General features: G+C 57.5%; 15 protein-coding genes and 1 riboswitch. Of the genes, 7 read left to right on the forward strand and 8 right to left on the reverse strand.

The features are described from left to right. Window positions 1-114 precede the first annotated feature (114 nt). The 5 genes from ubiA to malK all read right to left on the reverse strand — a co-directional run bounded on the left by ubiA (window position 115) and on the right by malK (window position 5,260). On the reverse strand, window positions 115-972 hold the full coding sequence (ubiA, locus tag C8D90_RS17985; protein ID WP_115459840.1) for a 4-hydroxybenzoate octaprenyltransferase: 858 nt from the start codon (window positions 970-972) through the stop codon (window positions 115-117). Between the two features lie 12 nt (window positions 973-984). Next, window positions 985-1,521 (reverse strand): chorismate lyase, encoded by a 537-nt coding sequence (ubiC, locus tag C8D90_RS17990; RefSeq protein WP_115459841.1) that lies wholly within the window; start codon window positions 1,519-1,521, stop codon window positions 985-987. Between the two features lie 234 nt (window positions 1,522-1,755). Beyond that, the gene (gene malM / locus C8D90_RS17995; protein ID WP_115459842.1) at window positions 1,756-2,691 is read right to left on the reverse strand and encodes a maltose operon protein MalM; all 936 of its coding nucleotides are present in this window, start codon (window positions 2,689-2,691) and stop codon (window positions 1,756-1,758) included. A gap of 109 nt (window positions 2,692-2,800) precedes the next feature. Then, entirely contained in the window at window positions 2,801-4,099 is a 1,299-nt protein-coding gene (locus C8D90_RS18000) for a maltoporin (protein ID WP_115459843.1), read from the reverse strand. Window positions 4,100-4,150: 51 nt separating this feature from the next. After that, window positions 4,151-5,260, reverse strand: a complete 1,110-nt coding sequence (gene malK / locus C8D90_RS18005) for a maltose/maltodextrin ABC transporter ATP-binding protein MalK (protein WP_115459844.1) — start codon at window positions 5,258-5,260, stop codon at window positions 4,151-4,153. A 377-nt stretch (window positions 5,261-5,637) separates the two neighbouring features. Between malK and malE the strand changes: the two genes are divergently transcribed. The 3 genes from malE (at window position 5,638) to malG (ending at window position 9,406) form a co-directional block, all read left to right on the forward strand. Beyond that, on the forward strand, window positions 5,638-6,849 hold the full coding sequence (gene malE, locus C8D90_RS18010; RefSeq protein WP_115459845.1) for a maltose/maltodextrin ABC transporter substrate-binding protein MalE: 1,212 nt from the start codon (window positions 5,638-5,640) through the stop codon (window positions 6,847-6,849). 80 nt (window positions 6,850-6,929) lie between these two features. Then, a complete protein-coding gene (gene malF, locus C8D90_RS18015; protein WP_115459846.1) occupies window positions 6,930-8,504 on the forward strand; it encodes a maltose ABC transporter permease MalF in 1,575 nt (524 codons plus the stop codon). A gap of 11 nt (window positions 8,505-8,515) precedes the next feature. Beyond that, window positions 8,516-9,406: a maltose ABC transporter permease MalG gene (gene malG / locus C8D90_RS18020; RefSeq protein WP_115459847.1), complete on the forward strand. Its 891-nt coding sequence runs from the start codon at window positions 8,516-8,518 to the stop codon at window positions 9,404-9,406. A 70-nt stretch (window positions 9,407-9,476) separates the two neighbouring features. On the opposite strand, the gene psiE is transcribed toward malG, so the two are convergent. Next, window positions 9,477-9,884 carry a phosphate-starvation-inducible protein PsiE gene (gene psiE, locus C8D90_RS18025; RefSeq protein WP_115459848.1) on the reverse strand — a complete coding sequence of 136 codons (408 nt, stop codon included), beginning with the start codon at window positions 9,882-9,884 and terminating at the stop codon, window positions 9,477-9,479. 244 nt (window positions 9,885-10,128) lie between these two features. Between psiE and C8D90_RS18030 the strand changes: the two genes are divergently transcribed. Further along, complete coding sequence (locus C8D90_RS18030; RefSeq protein ID WP_115459849.1) at window positions 10,129-11,388, forward strand: dicarboxylate/amino acid:cation symporter; 1,260 nt, start codon at window positions 10,129-10,131, stop codon at window positions 11,386-11,388. A gap of 51 nt (window positions 11,389-11,439) precedes the next feature. On the opposite strand, the gene pgi is transcribed toward C8D90_RS18030, so the two are convergent. Continuing rightward, complete coding sequence (gene pgi / locus C8D90_RS18035; RefSeq protein WP_115459874.1) at window positions 11,440-13,086, reverse strand: glucose-6-phosphate isomerase; 1,647 nt, start codon at window positions 13,084-13,086, stop codon at window positions 11,440-11,442. Between the two features lie 474 nt (window positions 13,087-13,560). Further along, a riboswitch (Lysine riboswitch) is annotated at window positions 13,561-13,757 on the forward strand. 124 nt (window positions 13,758-13,881) lie between these two features. On the opposite strand from pgi, the gene lysC reads away from it, so the two are divergent. Next, window positions 13,882-15,231 carry a lysine-sensitive aspartokinase 3 gene (gene lysC / locus C8D90_RS18040; RefSeq protein WP_115459850.1) on the forward strand — a complete coding sequence of 450 codons (1,350 nt, stop codon included), beginning with the start codon at window positions 13,882-13,884 and terminating at the stop codon, window positions 15,229-15,231. Window positions 15,232-15,307: 76 nt separating this feature from the next. Further along, complete coding sequence (gene panS / locus C8D90_RS18045; protein WP_115459851.1) at window positions 15,308-16,237, forward strand: ketopantoate/pantoate/pantothenate transporter PanS; 930 nt, start codon at window positions 15,308-15,310, stop codon at window positions 16,235-16,237. A 32-nt stretch (window positions 16,238-16,269) separates the two neighbouring features. On the opposite strand, the gene metH is transcribed toward panS, so the two are convergent. Further along, window positions 16,270-19,953, reverse strand: coding sequence for a methionine synthase (gene metH, locus C8D90_RS18050; RefSeq protein ID WP_115459852.1), 3,684 nt, complete (start codon window positions 19,951-19,953; stop codon window positions 16,270-16,272). A gap of 273 nt (window positions 19,954-20,226) precedes the next feature. Here metH and iclR point away from each other — a divergent pair, with 273 nt between their 5' ends. After that, entirely contained in the window at window positions 20,227-21,063 is an 837-nt protein-coding gene (iclR, locus tag C8D90_RS18055; RefSeq protein ID WP_115459853.1) for a glyoxylate bypass operon transcriptional repressor IclR, read from the forward strand. Window positions 21,064-21,067: the final 4 nt, after the last annotated feature.

Below are 21,067 nucleotides of genomic sequence, written 5' to 3' on the forward strand. Positions count from 1 at the left end.
ACGTAAAGACCCGCCATCAGCGACGGGTCTTTTTTATTTGCGGGTCATAACGATAGGGGTCAGAAAGACAAAATGCACCAGGGTGCGGAATGCCCCCTGTAAGTCCTCTCTAACCTAAACGCCCACCGCCATCGCAATGCCGATAAACAACACCAGTCCGGCATAGTTATTATTCATAAACGCCTGAAAGCACGGCATCCGTTCCCGCTGCGCAATCAGCCGTTGCTGATGAATGAACAGCGCGCCGGCCAGCAAAATGCCCCAGTAGTACGCACCACTGAGCTGGTTCAGATACCCGACCCAGACCATCAGCAGCACCGTCGCCAGTTGCAGCAATCCGATGATCAGCTTGTCGTGGCGCCCGAACAGAATCGCCGTCGACTTAATGCCGATCCGCAGGTCATCATCCCGGTCCACCATCGCGTACTGCGTGTCGTACGCCACCGTCCAGCAGATATTCGCCAGGAACAACAGCCAGCAACTCAGCGGCAGACTCTCGCTGACGGCAGCATACGCCATCGGGATCGACCAGCCAAACGCCATACCCAGCACCACCTGCGGCAGGTTGGTCACCCGTTTCATAAACGGGTAGACCCAGGCCAGCGCCAGCGCCGCCACCGACAGCCAGATGGTCATTGCGTTCAGCGTCAGCACCAGGCAGAACGACAGCAGCACCAGCAGCACGAACAGCCATTTGCTCTCTTTTTCACTCACCGCGCCGCTCGGCAGCGGACGCTGGCAGGTACGCTTAACGTGACCATCAAAATGGCGGTCGGCGAAATCATTCACCACGCATCCCGCCGCACGCATCGAGAACACGCCGATAGTGAACACTAACAACATTTTCAGGCTGGGGATCTCTTTTCCCGCCAGCCACAGCGCCCAGTATGTCGGCCAGAGTAACAGCAGAGAACCAATCGGCTTATCAATGCGCATCAACCGGCAATAAGCCAACAGCTTGGTCTTGGTCACGACTCCCTCCCGTTACACATTCCCACACCCCAAAAAATCATTCGTTTCAACATACATCGGCGCATCCGCCAAAAATAATTCCGTCAATAATAACGGTTTTCCTTCCAGACGCAGCCGGCTGCGCCGCGCCCATAACGTTTCATCCTGCACGCCGACCTGAATGTAATCACGCGCCAGCGTATCGGTGCTGAACAAAAAACGCCCCAGCGGTACGGTGCCCAGCGACATCAGCGTGCGCATCTCGCCGCTCAGCGACGTTTCCGGCACCAGCGTGCGCCCCTGGATCCAGGGAACGCCGTCGCCGCACAGCGTCACCTCACGCAGCCAGTAATGCGCGCAATCCGGCAACTGGGTGAGTTCTTCGCTCAGCTCATCGCGCGCAATAAATGCCTCGCGCTGCAAATGAACGGTAAACCGACGGCAATGCCGCTCACAGCGCGCGGTCATGGAACCACATTCACTCAGCCAACTGCGGTAGCCCGGCGACAACGATGCCTCTTCGAGCGGCAGCCAGTCATACACCCGTAACCAGGGCTGCACATCAGACATTCCTTAGACTCCAGACGGTAAAATACAGCATTACCTGCGGTGTAATGCCCAAAAAAGTGCACCATTGTAACGCAGAATCAGCGACTGAGGCAGACGGGTAGCAATTCTTGATCAAAAACGCAACAAAGAATAAACGCTTGGAGGAAATTAAAATGCGGGGAGAACCACAAAGTAAAAAGGGTGCGCCGGCGGCGCACCAGTCAAAGAGCCAACATCCGCGTGTCGGTTATTTTACTAACCCTTGCCTTTTACACTGCGGATAAAGGTTTCACGTGCAGTGGTCGAACCCAGTTGTTCCGCTTCATTCATCAGTTTCAGGGCCTTATCGATGTCTCCGCCCTTCACGGCGTTTTGAATGCCACGGTTAAAATAGTCATCGGTATCTTTCAGCATAGGCTGTGCGGGTTTTGCCGGCGCGGCAGCCGGTGCAGGCGCAGCGGCGGGAGCCGGCGCGGCATTGCCCACCACCACCGGCGGCTGGCTCTGGGTGACCGGAATCAGCCCGCCGATCATGACGTTACCGGTGTTTTGCTCCGCCTTGACCTTAATCTTCAGCGTACCGGTGCTCTGATGCGTCGCTACCGGATCGGGAATGTCAGGCACGGCGTTGCCCACGCCGGCGGCATAGGCTTTCGCCGGCGCCACCATTTGGGTGGTCTTCGCTAAGTCCTGGCGTGTGGTATATACCAGCAGATAAATTTGTTTTTGCCCCAGCGCGGGCGTCAGTTTCAGCGTGCCTTCGAGGCGATCGCTGCTCATTACGCCCGGTTGCTCATACGGGAAATAGCTGCCCGGATAATACGCTGCCGCGCGCATATGTTCATCCAGCACCAGTACGCTGGGTGAATAAACCTTGCCGCCGTCAACCAGGCTGCTGACCACGATTTCCAGCGATCCGCGATCCGCCGGCAGCGTAAACGCGCCGACCGCGCCGCTGATTTCGCCCTGATTAATCTGCGCGCTGGCGGCATCCAGCTTCACGGTTTGGGTCACCGGCGGTACCAGGGGTTGCCAGGGAAGGCTTTGCAGCGTTTGGGCAGACAGCGCCGGCGCGGTAGAAATATCGCCCGGCGCAGCGGCCTGAACCATCAGCGGGGCAGCGCCGCACAACATCAGGGCCAGGCTCAGGGAAAGCGTTGTCTTTCTGGTTTGGTTGATTATCTTTTTCATTATTCAAACGTCCTCAGAAACCATTCAGTAAAAATCCGGCCGGCTGGCAAGTAGACGGACCGGATCCAAAACCGGCGGCCATCAGGCCGCCGACACAGGGGAAAATCGCTTACCACCAAACTTCCATCTGGGCGCCGAAGCTGAACTCATCGTCATCGCCGCGGCTGAACTGATTAAGGCTGGTGTCTTTATACGCCACACCGGAGGTGTAACCGGCGCCGGAATCAGAGTTGGCATAGCCCCACTTCTCATCCCACTTGGCGTAGGTGGCGAACAGACGGATGGCCGGACGTGACCAGACGCTGTTACCGGCCTGCCACTGCTGGGCCAGGGTGATCTTGTACTGGCTGTTATGTTCGCCGGTACGCTGGGATTTCACGTTGTCGTAGCCCACTTCCAGCTGGGTACTCATGATCGGCGTCCATTTGTACATCGGACGCGCGCCCACGGTGTACCAGGTGGTGCCGTTCTTGCTGTCCCAGTCGATATCCTGGTACATCGCCACGTACATCAGGCCCCACTTGTCGTTGAAGTCCATCGCGCCGTGATCGAGCACGCGGATCATGTGGCCGTCGTTGTTGATGCTGGAACCTTCGGAGTGACCGCTGTTGTAGGAGGTCATAGAGTCGGTGGCGTATTGCACCACGAACTTGTTATAGCCGCCGAAAATAGACTGGGTGTGCTGCGCAGTCAGCATTACGCCGTCTTTAGAGGCGTCCGGCGCCATGCGGTAGCCGTCTTTCGGGTTCGCGCGGCCGTAGTCCACGCCTAACTCCAGCGTACCGCCGGGGTTGACTTCCAGGCCGGCAAGACGCACGTCGAATACGTCATTGGCGGTATCCTGGTTGTAGTCATACACACCGTTGGAGCGGAATGCGGAGGAACCGCCGGTTTCGGTGTTGCGGGTCGCCGCCAGAGAAAGCTTACCAAAGCCCAGATCGATATTTTCCAGACCTGCGCCCGGGCCGGAGATATCCCAGTAGTAGAAGTCGATCATGTGAACGTCATGACGCTGATAGAAGCGCTTACCCGCCCACAGCGTAGAACCCGGCAGCCAGTCAATCAGGTTTTTACCCTGTACGTTAGCTTCACGGAAGGCCGGATTGGTGGATTCCCAGTCGTTGGACTGATCGATGGAATATGCCACGTTGGTGTCGAAATAGAAGCTCTTATCGCCCTCTTTCCACAGCTCCTGGCCCAGCTTCAGCTCCGCATAGGTTTCACATTCGTTACCCAGACGGTATTTGCTCTGGGCACCGGTTGCTTTAAAGCACTCCTGTGAACCACCGCTGCCGGTCCAGCCGATGCCGGAACGGGCATAACCGTGGAAGTCAACAGCCAGGGCCTGCGTAGACAGCACGGCTGTCGCCACCGCCATAGCCAAGGGTACTTTGCGCAAAATCATCATCGTAATATCTCCTGTTAAGGGGTGCCTTACGGCTTATACTTTCTGCTTTTGTTACACGCCCGGCTCTTGATGCAGCCGCCTACAAGCGACGCCGTCCTCACGGAACAGATGACAGCGTTCAGGCGGCAGGCCAATGGCGAACGTCGCGCCTTCCTCCACCAGCACCACGTCGTTCTGGCGGTACACCAGATTGGGGTGCATGGTCGGAATGTCGATATGGATCTGAGTTTCGTTGCCCAACTGCTCCACCACCTGCACTTCGCCGGAAAGCGTTACCGGTGATTCGCTGCTGGGCAGAAGGTGTTCGGGGCGGATGCCCAATGACAGGTTGCTTCCCGGCTGCACGCCCGAGCCGTCTACCGGCAGCCAGACGCGCTGCTGGTTGGGAAGTTCGATCTCTACGCGCTGCGCTTCGGCGGTCAGCGCCTTCACCGGCAGGAAGTTCATTTTCGGCGAACCGATAAAACCGGCGACGAAGCGGTTGGCGGGGTAGTGATAGAGTTCCAGCGGTTTGCCGACCTGGGCCACGTGTCCGGCGTCCAGCACCACGATCTTGTCGGCCAGCGTCATCGCTTCGACCTGATCGTGAGTGACGTAAATCATGGTGCGCTGCAACCGCTTGTGCAGACGGGAAATTTCGATGCGCATCTGCACACGCAGCGCGGCATCGAGGTTAGAAAGGGGTTCATCCAGCAGGAAGACGTTCGGCTCCGCCACCAGGGTACGGCCGATGGCCACGCGCTGCCGCTGACCGCCCGACAATGCCTTGGGGCGGCGTTCCAGCAGGTGCGCCAGTTGCAGCACTTCGGCAACCTGATTAACGCGCCGGTTGATTTCATCTTTCTTCGCGCCGGCCAGTTTCAGGCCGAAGGACATGTTTTCTGCAACGGAGAGATGCGGATACAGGGCGTAGGACTGGAATACCATGCCGATGCCGCGCTGTGCCGGCGGCACGTCGTTCATCCGGGTATCGCCGATGAACAGATCGCCGGACGTAATGTCTTCCAGGCCAGCGATCATACGCAGCAACGTAGATTTACCACAGCCGGAGGGGCCGACGAAAACGACGAACTCCCCGTCTTCAATCTCCAGATTGATGTCTTTGGAGATCACCACTTCACCGTAAGCTTTATATACACCCTTCAGCGTTACGCCCGCCATGCGCTGCTCCTTCCATTCGTCGCGAAACTTCTCGAATGTTGCCGATAGTGCGCGTACCCCACATAAACGTAATCATCCGTAACAAGGTTTTTCATGGGGGAGGAGCCGGGAGGATGAGGGGGAGAAGAGGCGGATCAGCAGCCGGTGACAAAAAGCCAATTCGTGATCGCGATTACAAAATTGCTGTACATTTTTTGCGCCATATACCACAGAACCGTCAGCAATGTTAAGCAGATCACACTAAACGACACAGGGGCGTAGAGGGGGGGAGGATGAGAAGGAGGCAGGGGTAGCCGACTATGACACAGAATCAATAGCTCCGTGATATTGCGGGGCGCTTACCGAATTCCCACGACTGAACACGTAAGGACTGGATCATGATTAATAAAACGACCTCCTCTGTCGTCAGAAACACGGCCCGTACCCTCGCGCTTTCCGCGATCGCCACGCTGGTGCTCTCATCTTCCGCACTGGCGAAAATAGAAGAAGGAAAACTGGTTATCTGGATCAACGGCGATAAAGGTTATAACGGTTTAGCCGAAGTGGGTAAGAAATTTGAAAAAGAGACCGGCATTAAAGTTTCCGTAGAACACCCCGATAAGCTGGAAGAGAAATTCCCGCAGGTTGCCGCCACCGGCGACGGCCCGGACATCATCTTCTGGGCGCATGACCGTTTCGGCGGCTATGCCCAGTCCGGCCTGCTGGCAGAAATTCACCCTTCCCAGGCCTTCCAGGACAAACTCTATCCCTTCACCTGGGACGCCGTACGCTATAACGGCAAACTGATTGCCTACCCGGTCGCCGTAGAGGCGCTGTCGCTGATTTATAACAAAGACATCCTGCCTGAGCCGCCCAAGACCTGGGAAGCCATTCCGGCGCTGGATAAAGAACTGCGCGCCAAAGGCAAAAGCGCCATCATGTGGAACCTGCAGGAACCCTACTTCACCTGGCCGATCATCGCCGCTGACGGCGGTTATGCCTTTAAATATGAAAAAGGCGTCTATGACACCAAGGACGTGGGCGTAAACAACACCGGTTCACTGGCTGGCTTACAGTTCATCGTCGACCTGGTGAAGAACAAGCACATCAATGCTGATACGGACTACTCCATTGCCGAAGCCGCCTTTAACAAGGGTGAAACCGCGATGACGATTAACGGCCCGTGGGCCTGGTCCAACATCGACAAGAGCAAGATTAACTACGGCGTCACCCTGCTGCCGACCTTCAAAGGCCAGCCGTCCAAGCCGTTCGTCGGCGTGCTGAGCGCAGGCATCAACGCCGCCAGCCCGAACAAAGAGCTGGCGACCGAGTTCCTGGAAAACTACCTGATGACGGATACCGGGCTGGAAGAGGTTAACAAAGACAAGCCGCTGGGCGCCGTGGCGCTGAAGTCCTATCAGGAGCAGTTGGAGAAAGATCCGCGCATCGCCGCCACCATGCAGAACGCGCAGAAAGGCGAAATCATGCCGAACATTCCGCAGATGAGCGCCTTCTGGTACGCCGAGCGCAGCGCAATCATCAACGCGGTAAGCGGCCGCCAGACGGTGAAAGAAGCGCTGGACGGTGTGAAAGAGCGCATTGCCAAGTAATCATTGAAACCATGATGGCGCGGGCTTCCGCGCCATTGCCGCCTCCGGCGTGACAGCGAGAGAAATGAGGGAACGCTTTTATGTCATTATCCCATGCAGAATATCCAGGCGCTAAACCGGGCAAGTGGTGGCAGAGTGACGTGTTGAAATGGCTCTTGATCGGCGCATGCAGCCTGTTTACCGGTTATCTTGTCGTTTTGATGTACGCGCAGGGCGAATATCTGTTCGCCATGCTGACGCTGGTGCTGATCGGCGCTGGCCTGTACGTGTTCGCCAACCGTAAAGCCTACGCCTGGCGCTATGTATATCCCGGAATGGCGGGGATGGGGCTGTTCGTGTTGTTCCCGTTGATTTGCACCATCGCCATTGCCTTTACCAACTACAGCAGTACCAACCAGTTAACCTTCGAGCGGGCGCAGTCGGTGTTATTGCAGCGCCAGTTCGCCAGCGGCAAGACGTTTACCTTCGCCCTGTATCCCGCCGCCGATAAATGGCAGCTTCAGTTAATCAACCCTAACGACGGCAAAGCCTACGTTTCCGCGCCGTTCAGCCTCACCGTACCGGAAGAGCCGCGTTTGGCCCTGCAACCACAGGAGCAGGCGCCCGCCGGGGAGAAAGCCACGCTGCGCGTGATTACTCAAAACCGTCAGGTGCTGAACACATTGGTCGCCGTGCTGCCGGACGGAGATGAGCTGCGCATGAGTTCCCTGCGCCAGTTTTCCGCCACCAGCCCGTTGTATTCTTTAGATAAAGACGGCGAAGCGCTGAAGAATAACCAGACCGGCACGCTTTACCGCCCCAATACGGATACCGGCTTTTATCAGGCCGTCAACGCGCAGGGCCAGTGGCAGACCGAAAGCCTCAGCCCCGGCTTCACCGTCACCACCGGCTGGAAAAACTTCCTGCGGGTCATCAACGACGAAGGCATCCGCCAGCCGTTCGTCAGCATTTTCATCTGGACCATCATCTTCTCCGTGCTGACGGTGATCTTTACCGTCGCGGTAGGCATGGTGCTGGCCTGCCTGGTGCAGTGGGAAGCGCTGAAGGGAAAAGCGATATACCGCGTCATGCTGATTTTGCCTTATGCGGTGCCGTCGTTTATTTCCATATTGATCTTCAAGGGGTTGTTTAACCAGAGCTTCGGTGAGATCAACATGATGCTGAGCCACCTGTTCGGCATCAAACCAGCCTGGTTCAGCGATCCCCTTACCGCCAAGAGCATGATCCTGATCGTGAACACCTGGCTGGGTTATCCGTACATGATGATCCTGTGCATGGGGCTGCTGAAAGCGATCCCGGACGATCTGTATGAAGCCTCAGCGATGGACGGCGCATCGCCGTTCCAGAACTTCTTCCGCATTACGCTGCCGCTGCTGATCAAACCGCTGACGCCGCTGATGATCGCCAGCTTCGCCTTTAACTTTAATAACTTCGTGCTGATTCAGCTGTTAACCAACGGCGGCCCGGACATGCTGGGCACCTCCACACCGGCCGGTTATACCGACCTGCTGGTGAGCTACACCTACCGCATCGCCTTTGAAGGCGGCGGCGGTCAGGACTTCGGCCTGGCGGCGGCGATTGCCACGCTGATATTCCTGCTGGTCGGCGCGCTGGCTATCCTGAATTTGAAAGCCAGCAAAATGAACTTTGACTAAGGAGACGGCTCATGGCTATGGTTCAACCCAAATCCCAGCGTTACCGCCTGTGGCTCACGCACCTGCTGATGATCGTGTTTATCGCGATGATTATGTTCCCGCTGCTGATGGTCATCGCCATTTCGCTGCGCGCCGGTAACTTCGCCACCGGCAGCCTGATCCCCGAGCAGATATCCTGGGAACACTGGCGCCTGGCGCTGGGCATGAGCGTCACCGGTCCTGATGGCCGGGTCACGCCGCCGCCCTTCCCGGTGTTGCTGTGGTTGTGGAACTCGATAAAGATCGCCGGCGTGACCGCTATCGGCATCGTGACGCTCTCCACCACCTGCGCCTATGCTTTCGCCCGCATGCGTTTTCGCGGCAAGAGCACGCTGCTGAAAGGGATGCTGATTTTCCAGATGTTCCCGGCGGTGCTGTCGCTGGTGGCGTTATATGCCCTGTTTGACCGCATCGGGCAATACATTCCCTTCCTCGGCCTGAATACGCACGGCGGCGTGATCTTCGCCTATCTGGGCGGCATCGCGCTGCATGTCTGGACCATCAAGGGCTATTTCGAAACCATCGACAATTCACTGGAAGAGGCCGCCGCGCTGGATGGCGCGACGCCGTGGCAGGCGTTCCGTCTGGTGCTGCTGCCATTATCGGTGCCGATTCTGGCGGTAGTGTTCATTCTGTCGTTTATCGCCGCCATCACCGAAGTGCCGGTCGCCTCGCTGCTGCTGCGCGACGTGAACAGTTACACACTGGCGGTGGGCATGCAGCAATACCTTAACCCGCAGAACTACCTGTGGGGCGACTTCGCCGCAGCGGCGGTGCTTTCCGCCATCCCGATTACCGCCGTGTTCCTGCTGGCGCAGCGCTGGCTGGTGGGCGGGCTGACGGCCGGCGGCGTGAAAGGCTGACGAATTTCATCATTGACCTTTATTGTTTGATCCTGTGTCTCGTTTGGCGGCCTTCAGGCCGCCTTTTTGTTTACTCGCGTTTAAGCCGTTCGGTATTCGCCAGATAAAGCGCCAATACCAGCAGCAGAATAGCGCCGGAGTAGATCAGGGTATCCGTCGGGCTTTCATGATCGACGATGATCAGGCGGATGATGGCGGTAATGCCGATGTAAATGAAATACCGCAGCGGAAAATGAAAACCGGACTGGAAATATTTCACAATCAGCGCGATAAATTCGAAGTAGAGGAAATAGATCACGATCCCTTCGATCAACAGATAAGATGAGGCATTTTGACTGGCGTTAAACAGCACGGTTGCCAGTGAATACGTCTCCTTTGCGAGGAAGACGGCCAGAATAATAGCCAGTATTATCAAGCCGATATTCAGCACCCATTGGAGAGTTCGCGCGATCAGGCTGGCCTGTTTCGTTCCGGGCATCGTATGCATTCCTTATTCATTTTCACGGCGTTCAGGCTAACAAGCCGATGGCCCGCTCGTCCACATAACCAAAGCAAAACCTTTCCCCCAGAAGAATTGCTCATAATAGCCCCGCCGGCAGTAGTATATTTGTCTGCGCCGTTACCCCATTCAATTTACTATAACGACGGAAAGCGCTGTTCGCCCCGTAAAACACGGAAGCTGTACAGATCGGGAAATCACCGTTGTTGAGAAAAATAACCACATGAAATTACTTCGTCATTACGCTTTTACGTTGCTTTTGTTACTGGGCATTATTGTTGGCGGCCTGTCCGGCGTCGTCTTCGGCGAAAGCGCGCTGATCGTTAAACCCGTCGGAAGCCTGTTTCTGAACCTGATGTTCGTCATCATCGTTCCATTGGTGTTTCTCAGCGTTTCCTCATCCATCGCCGGGATGAGCCAGATGACGCGCCTGGGGAAAATCATGGGCACGGTGTTTGCCGTTTTCGTTTCCACCGCCCTGTTCGCCGCGATCATCGCCTATATCGGTACGCAGTTTTATAACCCGTTCCAGGGCGTGGACACCCGCTCGCTGGTTGCTCACCTGCCGCCGGCGCCGGATAACGCCGGGAAGGGGCTGGGAGAAATTATCGTCGCCACGTTTACCGTGCCGGATTTCCTGCAGTTGTTTACCAAGTCCAGCCTGCTGCCGCTGATCGTTTTCGCCATTCTGTTCGGCCTGGCGACGTCGATGTCCGGAGAGAAAGGGAAACCGGTGGCTGATTTCCTGCACTCCGGCACCACGGTGATTTTGCGCATGGTGAAAATCATCATGTATGCCGCGCCAGTCGGCCTGGGATGCTACTTTGCCGCTACCGTCGGCGAACTGGGGCCGCAGATCATCAGCGGCTACCTGAATTCCTTCCTGTTGTACCTGCTGCTGACGGTGATCTACTTCTTCGGCGCCAATACCCTGTACGCCTTTATCGCCGGCGGTACGCTGGGCGTGCGGGTGTTCTGGGGCAACGTGCTGACGCCGGCCGTCACCGCGATCGCCACCTCCTCCAGCGCGGCCTGCATTCCGGTGAACCTGGTGGCGACGAAGAAAATGGGCGTACCGGACGACATCGCCGAGACGGTGATCCCGCTGGGCGCCAATACCCACAAAGACGGCTCCGTCATCGGCGGCGTGATTAAGATTGTTTTCCTGTTCACCCTGTTCCACAAAGACATGAGCGATCCGTCCAGCATTCTCGCCATCATCAGCGTGGCGTTCCTGGTCGGCGCGGTAATGGGCGCAATTCCCAGCGGCGGCATGACCGGCGAGCTGATGATCTGCGCCGTCTTCGGTTTCTCGCCGGAGCTGGTGGGCGCAGTCATGATCATCAGCACCATCATTGACGTACCGGCCACGTTGCTTAACTCCACCGGGAATACGGTGTGCGCCATGATGGTGACACGGTTCGTGGAAGGGAAGGACTGGCTGAAGCAAAGGGTGCTGGGACAAAACGCCGCTCAGGCCTGATAAGACGCAAAAATGCCGGGAAAACCCGGCATTTTTCATTTCAGCTGCGGATTAACGCCAGTTCTTAAAACGGTTAATCAGACCGTTGGTTGAGCTGTCGTGGCTGGTGACTTCTTCACTTCCCTGCAACTCAGGCAGAATACGGTTCGCCAGCTGTTTGCCCAGCTCTACGCCCCACTGGTCAAAGGTGAAGATATTCAGGATCGCGCCCTGAGTGAAGATTTTGTGCTCGTACAGCGCAATCAGCGCGCCCAGGCTGTATGGCGTGATTTCACGCAGCAGGATGGAGTTGGTCGGGCGGTTACCTTCAAACACCTTAAACGGCACGATATGAGCCACTTCCTGCGCCGTTTTACCGGCCTTGGCGAACTCTTCTTCCACTGCTTCACGGGACTTACCGAATGCCAGCGCCTCGGTCTGCGCAAAGAAGTTAGACAGCAGCTTGCTGTGGTGATCGCCCAACGCGTTATGGCTGATGGCCGGCGCGATAAAATCACACGGGATCAGCTTGGTGCCCTGGTGAATCAGCTGGTAGAACGCATGCTGGCCGTTGGTGCCCGGTTCGCCCCAGATAATCGGGCCGGTCTGGTAGCTGACGTTGTTGCCGTTGCGATCGACGTATTTACCGTTGGACTCCATGTTGCCCTGCTGGAAATAAGCCGGGAAGCGGTGCATATACTGGTCGTACGGCAGGATCGCTTCGGTTTCCGCGCCGAAGAAATTGTTGTACCAGATGCCGATCAGGGCCAGCAGCACCGGCAGGTTTTTCTCCGCCGGGGTGGTGGAGAAATGCTTGTCCATGGCGTGCGCGCCGCTCAGCAACTGCTCGAAGTTGTCGAAACCGACGCTCAGCGCGATGGAAAGGCCGATGGCGGACCACAGGGAATAACGTCCGCCGACCCAGTCCCAGAACTCAAACATGTTGGCGGTATCAATGCCGAACTCGGCCACGGCCTTGCCGTTGGTGGACAGCGCGGCGAAGTGTTTCGCCACGTGAGCGCTGTCGCCGGCGGCTTTCAGGAACCAGTCGCGCGCGCTGTGGGCGTTGGTCATGGTTTCCTGTGTGGTGAAGGTTTTGGAGGCCACCAGGAACAGGGTAGTTTCCGGATTCAGGGTTTTCAGCGTTTCGGCGATGTGCGTGCCGTCTACGTTGGAGACGAAATGCATGCCAAGGTGGTTTTTATAAGGCTTCAGCGCTTCGGTCACCATGTACGGCCCTAAGTCGGAGCCGCCGATGCCGATGTTTACCACGTCGGTAATGGTTTTGCCGGTATAGCCCTTCCACTCTCCGCCAATCACGCGGGCGCAGAACTGTTTCATCTTCGCCAGTACCGCATTCACTTCCGGCATCACGTCTTTGCCGTCCACGATAATCGGGGTATTGGCGCGGTTACGCAGCGCGATGTGCAGCACGGCGCGGTCTTCAGTACGGTTAATCTTCTCACCGGCGAACATGGAGGCGATGGCGCTTTGCAGATCGGTTTCCTTCGCCAGCGCTTGTAGCTTTTCCAGGGTCTCTGACGTGATGCGGTTCTTGGAGAAATCCACCAGCATCTGATCTTCGAACGTGGCAGAGAACTTGGAGAAACGGTCGGCATCCTGGGCAAACAAATCATGCATCTGCACCGACTTCATTTGGTCGTAATGCGTTTGCAGCGCCTGCCAGGCGGAAGTGTTAACCGGGTTGATATTCTTCATAACGACGCCCTTATACATGTGAAAATGAGAGTTAACCTTCATCGGATTGTATCCCTTTCCGTCCGGGTTGCTATCTCTTTTATTGCGATAGGCAGAAACTGTTACATCCCTGCCACGCCTGATACTGACTCCATTCAGCATTTGCCGGCAACCGACGGTTCCGAAGAGCCCTTTGCCAACAAGTTTAACCGGAAATAAGCACGGCGCCGCATTCCCTGTTGCCGGATACCCGTCGTTGTATGAAAGCCTCTAATCCGTTTTTTGCCATTAGCAAGCCTTATCTTCCGCCGGGGTGGTTATCACGCTGCTAATGGCAGAGTCATTCTCTGGAAAAGCATATTTTTCAGGGAGATATCTCTTCTATTTCCCGCATCTCATCCATGCAATTTCAAAATGAATTTTGCTCAAATGAATCGCATTGACACAGCCGGCATAACTGGTTATTTCTAAAACCCTACTTGTACACCACGTGTACAAGCCAGAAGAGGCGCGTTGCTCAGGTAACGTATCCGAGGAGACGGTTTCCGCTGACGATACGCAAGGGGGTGCAACGCCGAGGCGGGGTAATGACCGAATTGCCGCGTCGGCTACAGGGGCTGAATCCTCTGGGCTGTCACCTCGATGCTCCTTGTATTCCGGGGGTATCGCCAAGGTGGGGCGCTTCTGGGTGTATCGTAGCGTGCCACCACTACGCTTGTGCTCCCCCGTACGCTCTTTCCTTGTGCCAAGGTATGGAATTTTTGGCCGTGTAGCCCTGACGATTGGCGTAACCGGCTTCCCTGACACGAGGCTTTTATGACAAATACCATCATCGCAAAATTTGGCGGGACCAGCGTCGCCGACGCCGACGCCATGAACCGCAGCGCGGATATCGTGCTGTCCAATCCTGACGTGCGCGTAGTTGTGCTGTCTGCATCTGCAGGCGTCACCAATCTGCTGGTCGCCCTGGCCGAAGGCTGCGAACAAGAAAAACGCCATGACCTGATCGATCAGATCCGCCGTATTCAATACGCCATTTTGGGCTCGCTGCGGGAGTCCGTGGTGCTGCGTGAGGAGATCGACCGCCTGCTGGAAAATATCACCATGCTCTCGGAAGCGGCGGCGCTCGCTACGTCAGCGGCGCTGACCGACGAGCTGGTCAGCCACGGCGAGCTGATTTCCACCCTGCTGTTCGTGGAGCTGGTGCGCCAGCGCGGCGTCGAGGCCGAATGGTTCGACGTGCGTAAAGTGATGCGCACCAACGACCGCTTCGGCAGAGCGGAGCCGGATACGCGGGCGCTGCACGAAATGGCGCAGCTCCATCTGGCCCCGCGCCTGAGAGAGACGCTGATCGTCACCCAGGGGTTCATCGGCAGCGAAGATAAAGGCCGTACCACGACGCTGGGGCGCGGCGGCAGCGACTACACCGCCGCGCTGCTGGGCGAGGCGCTCGGCGCCGCGCGCGTGGATATCTGGACCGACGTGCCGGGTATTTACACCACCGATCCGCGCATCGTACCGGCGGCGCGCCGTATCGACGAAATCGGCTTCTCCGAGGCGGCGGAAATGGCGACGTTCGGTGCCAAGATCCTGCATCCGGCCACCCTGTTGCCCGCAGTACGCAGCGACATTCCGGTTTTCGTCGGCTCCAGCAAAGATCCGGCGGCGGGCGGCACCCTGGTCTGCAATAAAACCAATCAGCCGCCGCTGTTCCGCGCGCTGGCGCTGCGCCGCAACCAAACGCTGTTAACGCTGCACAGCCTGAACATGCTGCATGCACGTGGCTTTCTGGCCGAGGTGTTCGGCATTCTGGCGCGCCACAGCATCTCCGTTGATCTGATCACCACGTCGGAGGTCAGCGTGGCGCTGACGCTGGACACCACCGGCTCCTGCACCAGCGGCAACAGCCTGCTGACCACCGCCCTGCTGACCGAGCTTTCCTCGCTTTGCCGGGTGGAAGTGGAAGAAAATCTGGCGCTGGTGGCGCTGATCGGCAACGACCTTTCCCGCGCCTGCGGCGTTGGCAAAGAGGTGTTTGGCGTGATGGAACCCTTTAATATCCGGATGATTTGTTACGGCGCCAGCAGCCATAACCTGTGCTTCCTGGTGCCGGGAGAAAATGCGGAGCATGTTATTCAGGCTCTGCACAAAAATTTGTTTGAATAATCTCGTCTATCGTTCCAGTCCCGCCGCATGATGTGGCGGGATTTTTTTATTTAATACCAAGAAAGGTTTTTACTCTATGTTGTCAACGTTCACCCGTTTGTTCCCGCTCTGGGCGGTACTGTTATCTATTACGGCCTATTTTACGCCGACGACGTTCACCGGCGTCGGCCCTTACATCAGTCCGCTGCTGATGTTGATCATGTTCACCATGGGCGTAACGCTGAACGTCGGCGATTTTAAGCGCGTGCTCTCCCGCCCCGCGCCCGTTGCGGCCGGCCTGTTCCTGCATTATCTGATTATGCCTCTGGCGGCCTGGGCGATCGCCAAAGCCTTTAATATGCCGCCGGACCTCTCTGCCGGGATGGTGCTGGTCGGCAGCGTCGCCAGCGGCACGGCGTCCAACGTGATGATTTATCTGGCGCGCGGCGATGTGGCGCTGTCGGTCACTATTTCCGCCTTCTCTACCCTGGTCGGCGTGTTCGCCACGCCGCTGTTGACCCGTTTGTACGTCGACGCGGCCATTGAGGTGGATATCATCGGGATGCTGTTCAGCATCCTGCAAATCGTGGTTATCCCCATCGGCGCCGGTCTGGTGGTTCACCATCTGTTCCGCGGGCTGGTCGCCCGTCTAGAACCTTACCTTCCCGCATTATCCATGGTCTGCATTCTGGCGATCATCAGCGCAGTCGTGGCGGGCAGTCAGGGGCACATCGCATCGGTAGGATTGGTGGTGATCGTCGCCGTGATCCTGCACAACGCCATTGGCCTGTTAAGCGGCTACTGGGGCGGGAAGCTGTTTGGCTTCGACGAGTCCACCTGCCGTACGCTGGCAATTGAGGTAGGGATGCAGAATTCCGGGCTGGCGGCTACGCTGGGCAAAATTTACTTTTCGCCGCTGGCGGCGCTGCCCGGCGCGCTGTTTTCCGTATGGCACAACCTGTCCGGCTCGCTGTTGGCGGGATACTGGCAGGGGAAGCCGGTCAAAGACGGGAGCGACCATAAATAATTTTACGCCGGCATATGCCGGCGTAGTTCTTATTAATCTGCGTCATACCCCAGATTGGGCGCCAGCCAGCGTTCCACTTCGCTGACGTCCATGCCTTTGCGCGCGGCGTAGTCTTCCACCTGGTCACGCTGAATTTGCGCTACGGCGAAATATTTACTCTCCGGGTGGCTGAAGTACCAACCTGACACCGAGGCTCCCGGCCACATGGCGTAGGATTCGGTCAGTTTCATGCCGGTGTGCGTTTCCACGTCCAGCAACTGCCAGATCGCGGCTTTTTCCGTGTGCTCCGGGCAAGCCGGATAGCCCGGTGCCGGACGGATGCCCTGGTAGTTTTCCCGAATCAGCTCGTCGTTGCTGAGATTCTCGTTGGCTGCGTAGCCCCAGTACACCTTGCGTACTTTCTCATGCAGGTATTCGGCAAAGGCTTCTGCCAAACGGTCGGCCACCGCCTTCACCATAATTTTGTTGTAGTCGTCATGGTGTGATTCGAAGGCATCCGCCAGCGTGTCTTCCTCCAGCCCGCCGGTTACCGCAAAAGCGCCCAGGTAGTCAGCTTTTCCGCTCTCAACCGGGGCGACATAGTCCGCCAGGCAGTAGTTGGGGAAATCACTCTTTTCTGTTTGCTGGCGCAGATGACGGCTCACGGCCAAAATGCTGTCCCGCTTTTCATCCCGGTAAACCAGGACGTCATCACCCTCGCGGTTGGCCGGGAAAATGCCCACGACGCCGCGCGGCGTCAGCGTTCCTTCACGCGTCAGCGTATCCAGCATGGCGTTGGCATCCTGGAACAGGCGCTGTGCTTCTTCACCCACGACCTCGTCTTCCAGAATGCGCGGATATTTCCCGGCCAGCGACCAGGTCATAAAGAACGGCGTCCAGTCGATGTAATTGCGCAGAACGTCAATACCGGCCGTTACCTCCTGCACGCCGAGACGGTGCGGCACCGGCGGCGTGTAGCTTTCCCAGTCGATGGCGACGGCATTTTCCCGGGCGGCAGCCAGCGTCACCGGCGGCGTACGCGGCTTTTTGCGCGCATGCTGAATGCGCACGGTTTCATATTCCTGGCGGGTGCGGGCGACAAACTCGTCGCGCTGTTTGTCTGACAGCAACGCCGCCACCACGCCGACGGTGCGTGAGGCATTCTGCACATAAACCGTCGGCCCGCTGTAGTTTTGCTCGATCTTCACCGCGGTATGCGCTTTGGAAGTCGTCGCGCCGCCAATCAGCAGCGGCTGGGTGAATCCCTGTCGCTCCATCTCTTTGGCAACGTGCACCATTTCGTCCAGCGACGGCGTAATCAGGCCGGAAAGCCCGATGATGTCCACGTTCTGCTCGCGGGCGGTCTTGAGAATGGTTTCGCTCGGCACCATAACGCCGAGATCGATGATTTCATAGTTATTGCACTGCAACACCACGCCGACGATGTTTTTACCGATATCGTGCACATCGCCCTTCACCGTCGCCAGCAGCACTTTGCCCGCGGAAGAGCCCTGCATTTTGCTGGCCTCGATGTACGGCTCCAGATAGGCAACCGCCTGCTTCATCACGCGCGCGGACTTCACCACCTGCGGCAGGAACATTTTCCCGGCGCTGAACAGATCGCCGACCACGTTCATGCCGTCCATCAGCGGGCCTTCGATCACTTCGATCGGCATGGCGGCCTGCTGGCGCGCTTCTTCGGTGTCCTGCACGATAAATTCGGTAATTCCTTTAACCAGCGAGTGCTCCAGGCGTTTCGTCACCGGCCAGCCACGCCATTCCGCCTGTTGTTTATCCCCTTCATCTTCCGCCTTGCTGCCGCGGTATTTTTCCGCCAGCTCAAGCAACCGCTCCGTCCCGTCATCGCGGCGATTGAGGATCACATCCTCCACCGCATCGCGCAGTTCAGCGGGCAGATCGTCGTAGATCGCCAGTTGCCCGGCGTTCACGATCCCCATGTCCATGCCGTTACGGATGGCGTAGTAGAGGAAAACGGCGTGGATCGCCTCACGCACCGGATCGTTGCCGCGAAATGAGAAAGAGACGTTGGACACGCCGCCGGAAATCAGCGCATGCGGCAGCTCTGCTTTGATGTCGGCACAGGCGCCGATAAAGTCCTGAGCATAGTTATTGTGTTCTTCAATCCCGGTCGCCACGGCGAAAATATTGGGATCGAAAATGATGTCTTCCGGCGGGAACCCCACCTCCTGTGTCAGAATTTGGTAAGCCCGGCGGCAAATTTCAATCTTGCGTTCGCGGGTATCGGCCTGGCCGACTTCGTCAAAGGCCATCACCACCATCGCAGCGCCGTAGCGTCGTACTTTACGCGCATGCTCGATGAAGATATCCACGCCTTCTTTCATCGACACGGAGTTAACGATGCCCTTGCCCTGGATACATTGCAGCCCTTTTTCGATCACTTCCCATTTGGAAGAGTCGATCATGATCGGCACGCGGGCAATGTCCGGCTCACCGGCGATCAGATTGAGGAAGCGCACCATAGCCGCTTCCGCATCCAGCATGCCTTCGTCCATGTTGATGTCGATGATCTGCGCGCCGCTCTCCACCTGCTGGCGCGCCACATCCAGCGCCTCAGCGTATTTTTCTTCTTTGATCAATCGCTTGAAGCGGGCGGAACCGGTGACGTTCGTGCGTTCGCCCACGTTAACGAACAGGGAATCATCGCCGATGTTAAGCGGCTCCAGCCCTGATAAGCGACAGGCCACCGGGAGTTCAGGCAGCTTGCGCGGCGCCACGCCCTCAATAACGCGGCAGATCGCTTCGATATGGGCCGGCGTGGTGCCACAGCAGCCACCCACGATGTTAAGGAAGCCGGCATTGGCCCATTCCGCGATATGGTTCGCCATATCCTGCGGGCCAAGATCGTACTCACCGAAGGCATTCGGCAGGCCTGCGTTAGGGTGGGCGCTGACGAAGCACTCCGCAATGCGCGACAACTCCGCCACGTACTGACGCAGCTCGTCAGGGCCCAGGGCGCAGTTGAGGCCGAAAGAAAGGGGACGCGCGTGGCGCAGCGAGTTGTAGAACGCTTCCGTCGTCTGACCGGACAAAGTACGCCCGGAAGCATCGGTAATCGTGCCGGATATCATCACCGGCAGTTCTACGCCCAGCGCTTCGAACTCCGTTTCGACCGCATAAATGGCAGCTTTCGCGTTTAGGGTGTCGAAAATGGTTTCGATCATGATCAGATCCACGCCGCCTTCCACCAGCGCACGGGTGGACTCACGGTAGGCGCTTACCAATTGATCGAACGTGATATTTCGGTAGGCGGGATCGTTGACGTCCGGCGAGATCGAGGCCGTGCGGTTGGTCGGGCCGAGGATCCCGGCAACGTAACGCGGCTTTTCTGGCGTGCGGGCGGTCCATTCGTCGGCGCAGGCGCGCGCCAGCCGCGCGGCCTCGTAGTTAATTTCCGCCGACAGATCCTCCATGTGATAATCCGCCATGGCGATGCGGGTCGCGTTGAAGGTATTCGTTTCGAGTATGTCAGCACCCGCTTCAAGGTAGGCGTAATGAATGGCGGTGATCACCTCCGGGCGGGTCAGGACCAGCAAATCGTTATTGCCTTTCAGGTCGCTGTGCCAGTCGGCAAAGCGCTTGCCGCGGTAATCCTCTTCATTCAGCCGATAGCTCTGGATCATCGTACCCATGCCGCCATCCAGCACCAGAATGCGCTTGGTTAATTGCTGGCGCAGTTTTTCAACGCTCATACTCACACTTACCCCTTGTCTGTTTACCTTCCCGCTTACTACGCGGCTTTTCTCATTATTTTGGCCGCAGGATTCACCATCCTAGCATAGGTTCAGGCCCTGCCAAGAAGGCACATCGTGAGAATATCTCAGGTTGCCCGTCACCGGGGGCAGCGCACACTTTATACACATCGGAGCAGCAAAAACCGCCTTCCGCAGGCATACTGTAAAAACGAAAATGAATTCCATTTATGCCGGTGAAGTGTCCGTTTTGGCCGGTGGATTAAGGAGAGTGTGAGCATGGCAACCCCCCTTCCCGCCAAACGCGGCAAAAAACCCCGCGCCGCCGCCCAGCCAACCTCAGCGGCCGCAACCGGGCAGGTTCAGTCCCTGACCCGCGGCCTGAAGCTGCTGGAACTGATTGCCGAGGCACACGGCAGCGTAGCGCTGACCGACCTCGCCCAGCAGGCAGGATTACCCAACTCCACCACACACCGCCTGTTGAGCACCATGCAACAGCAGGGATTTGTGCAGCAGGTCGGTGATCTCGGACTGTGGACAATCGCTTCCCACGCCTTCGTGGTCGGCAGCAGCTTCCTGCAAAGCCGTAATCTGCTGGCAATGGTGCATCCGGTGCTGAGACGCCTGATGGAAGATTCGGGAGAGACGGTGAACCTGGCGGTGCTTGATCTCAGCGACGTGCAGGCAGTGATTATCGATCAGGTGCAATGCACGCAGCTGATGCGTATGTCCGCCCCTATCGGCGGTAAGCTGCCGATGCACGCCTCCGGCGCCGGCAAAGCGTTTCTCGCCACGTTGCCGGAAGAGACAATCAACGGGCTGATGCACAAGAAAGGATTACACACCTACACTCCGCGCACCCTGATCAATCCCGGCGCGCTGAAAGAGGAACTGGCCCACATCCGTAAACAGGGCTTTTCCTTTGATGATGAGGAGCATGCGCTGGGGCTGCGCTGCGTAGCGGCCTGCATTTATGACGAACACCAGGAGGCATTCGCCGCTATTTCAATTTCCGGCCCGGTATCACGCATCACCGACGACCGGGTTATTGAGCTGGGCGCGCTGGTCATTAAGGCGGCCAAAGCCGTCACGCAGGCTTACGGCGGGCATGCCTGAGAAA

It is taken from the genome of Enterobacillus tribolii, from assembly GCF_003363015.1.
GTDB lineage: Bacteria > Pseudomonadota > Gammaproteobacteria > Enterobacterales > Enterobacteriaceae > Enterobacillus > Enterobacillus tribolii.

Coding starts and splice junctions, on each gene's coding strand:
- ubiC (WP_115459841.1), bottom strand. CDS start 1,521: ATGTCTGATGTGCAGCCCTGGTTACGGGTGTATGACTGGCTGCCGCTC.
- malM (WP_115459842.1), bottom strand. CDS start 2,691: ATGAAAAAGATAATCAACCAAACCAGAAAGACAACGCTTTCCCTGAGC.
- C8D90_RS18000 (WP_115459843.1), bottom strand. CDS start 4,099: ATGATGATTTTGCGCAAAGTACCCTTGGCTATGGCGGTGGCGACAGCC.
- malK (WP_115459844.1), bottom strand. CDS start 5,260: ATGGCGGGCGTAACGCTGAAGGGTGTATATAAAGCTTACGGTGAAGTG.
- malE (WP_115459845.1), top strand. CDS start 5,638: ATGATTAATAAAACGACCTCCTCTGTCGTCAGAAACACGGCCCGTACC.
- malF (WP_115459846.1), top strand. CDS start 6,930: ATGTCATTATCCCATGCAGAATATCCAGGCGCTAAACCGGGCAAGTGG.
- malG (WP_115459847.1), top strand. CDS start 8,516: ATGGCTATGGTTCAACCCAAATCCCAGCGTTACCGCCTGTGGCTCACG.
- psiE (WP_115459848.1), bottom strand. CDS start 9,884: ATGCCCGGAACGAAACAGGCCAGCCTGATCGCGCGAACTCTCCAATGG.
- C8D90_RS18030 (WP_115459849.1), top strand. CDS start 10,129: ATGAAATTACTTCGTCATTACGCTTTTACGTTGCTTTTGTTACTGGGC.
- pgi (WP_115459874.1), bottom strand. CDS start 13,086: ATGAAGAATATCAACCCGGTTAACACTTCCGCCTGGCAGGCGCTGCAA.
- lysC (WP_115459850.1), top strand. CDS start 13,882: ATGACAAATACCATCATCGCAAAATTTGGCGGGACCAGCGTCGCCGAC.
- panS (WP_115459851.1), top strand. CDS start 15,308: ATGTTGTCAACGTTCACCCGTTTGTTCCCGCTCTGGGCGGTACTGTTA.
- iclR (WP_115459853.1), top strand. CDS start 20,227: ATGGCAACCCCCCTTCCCGCCAAACGCGGCAAAAAACCCCGCGCCGCC.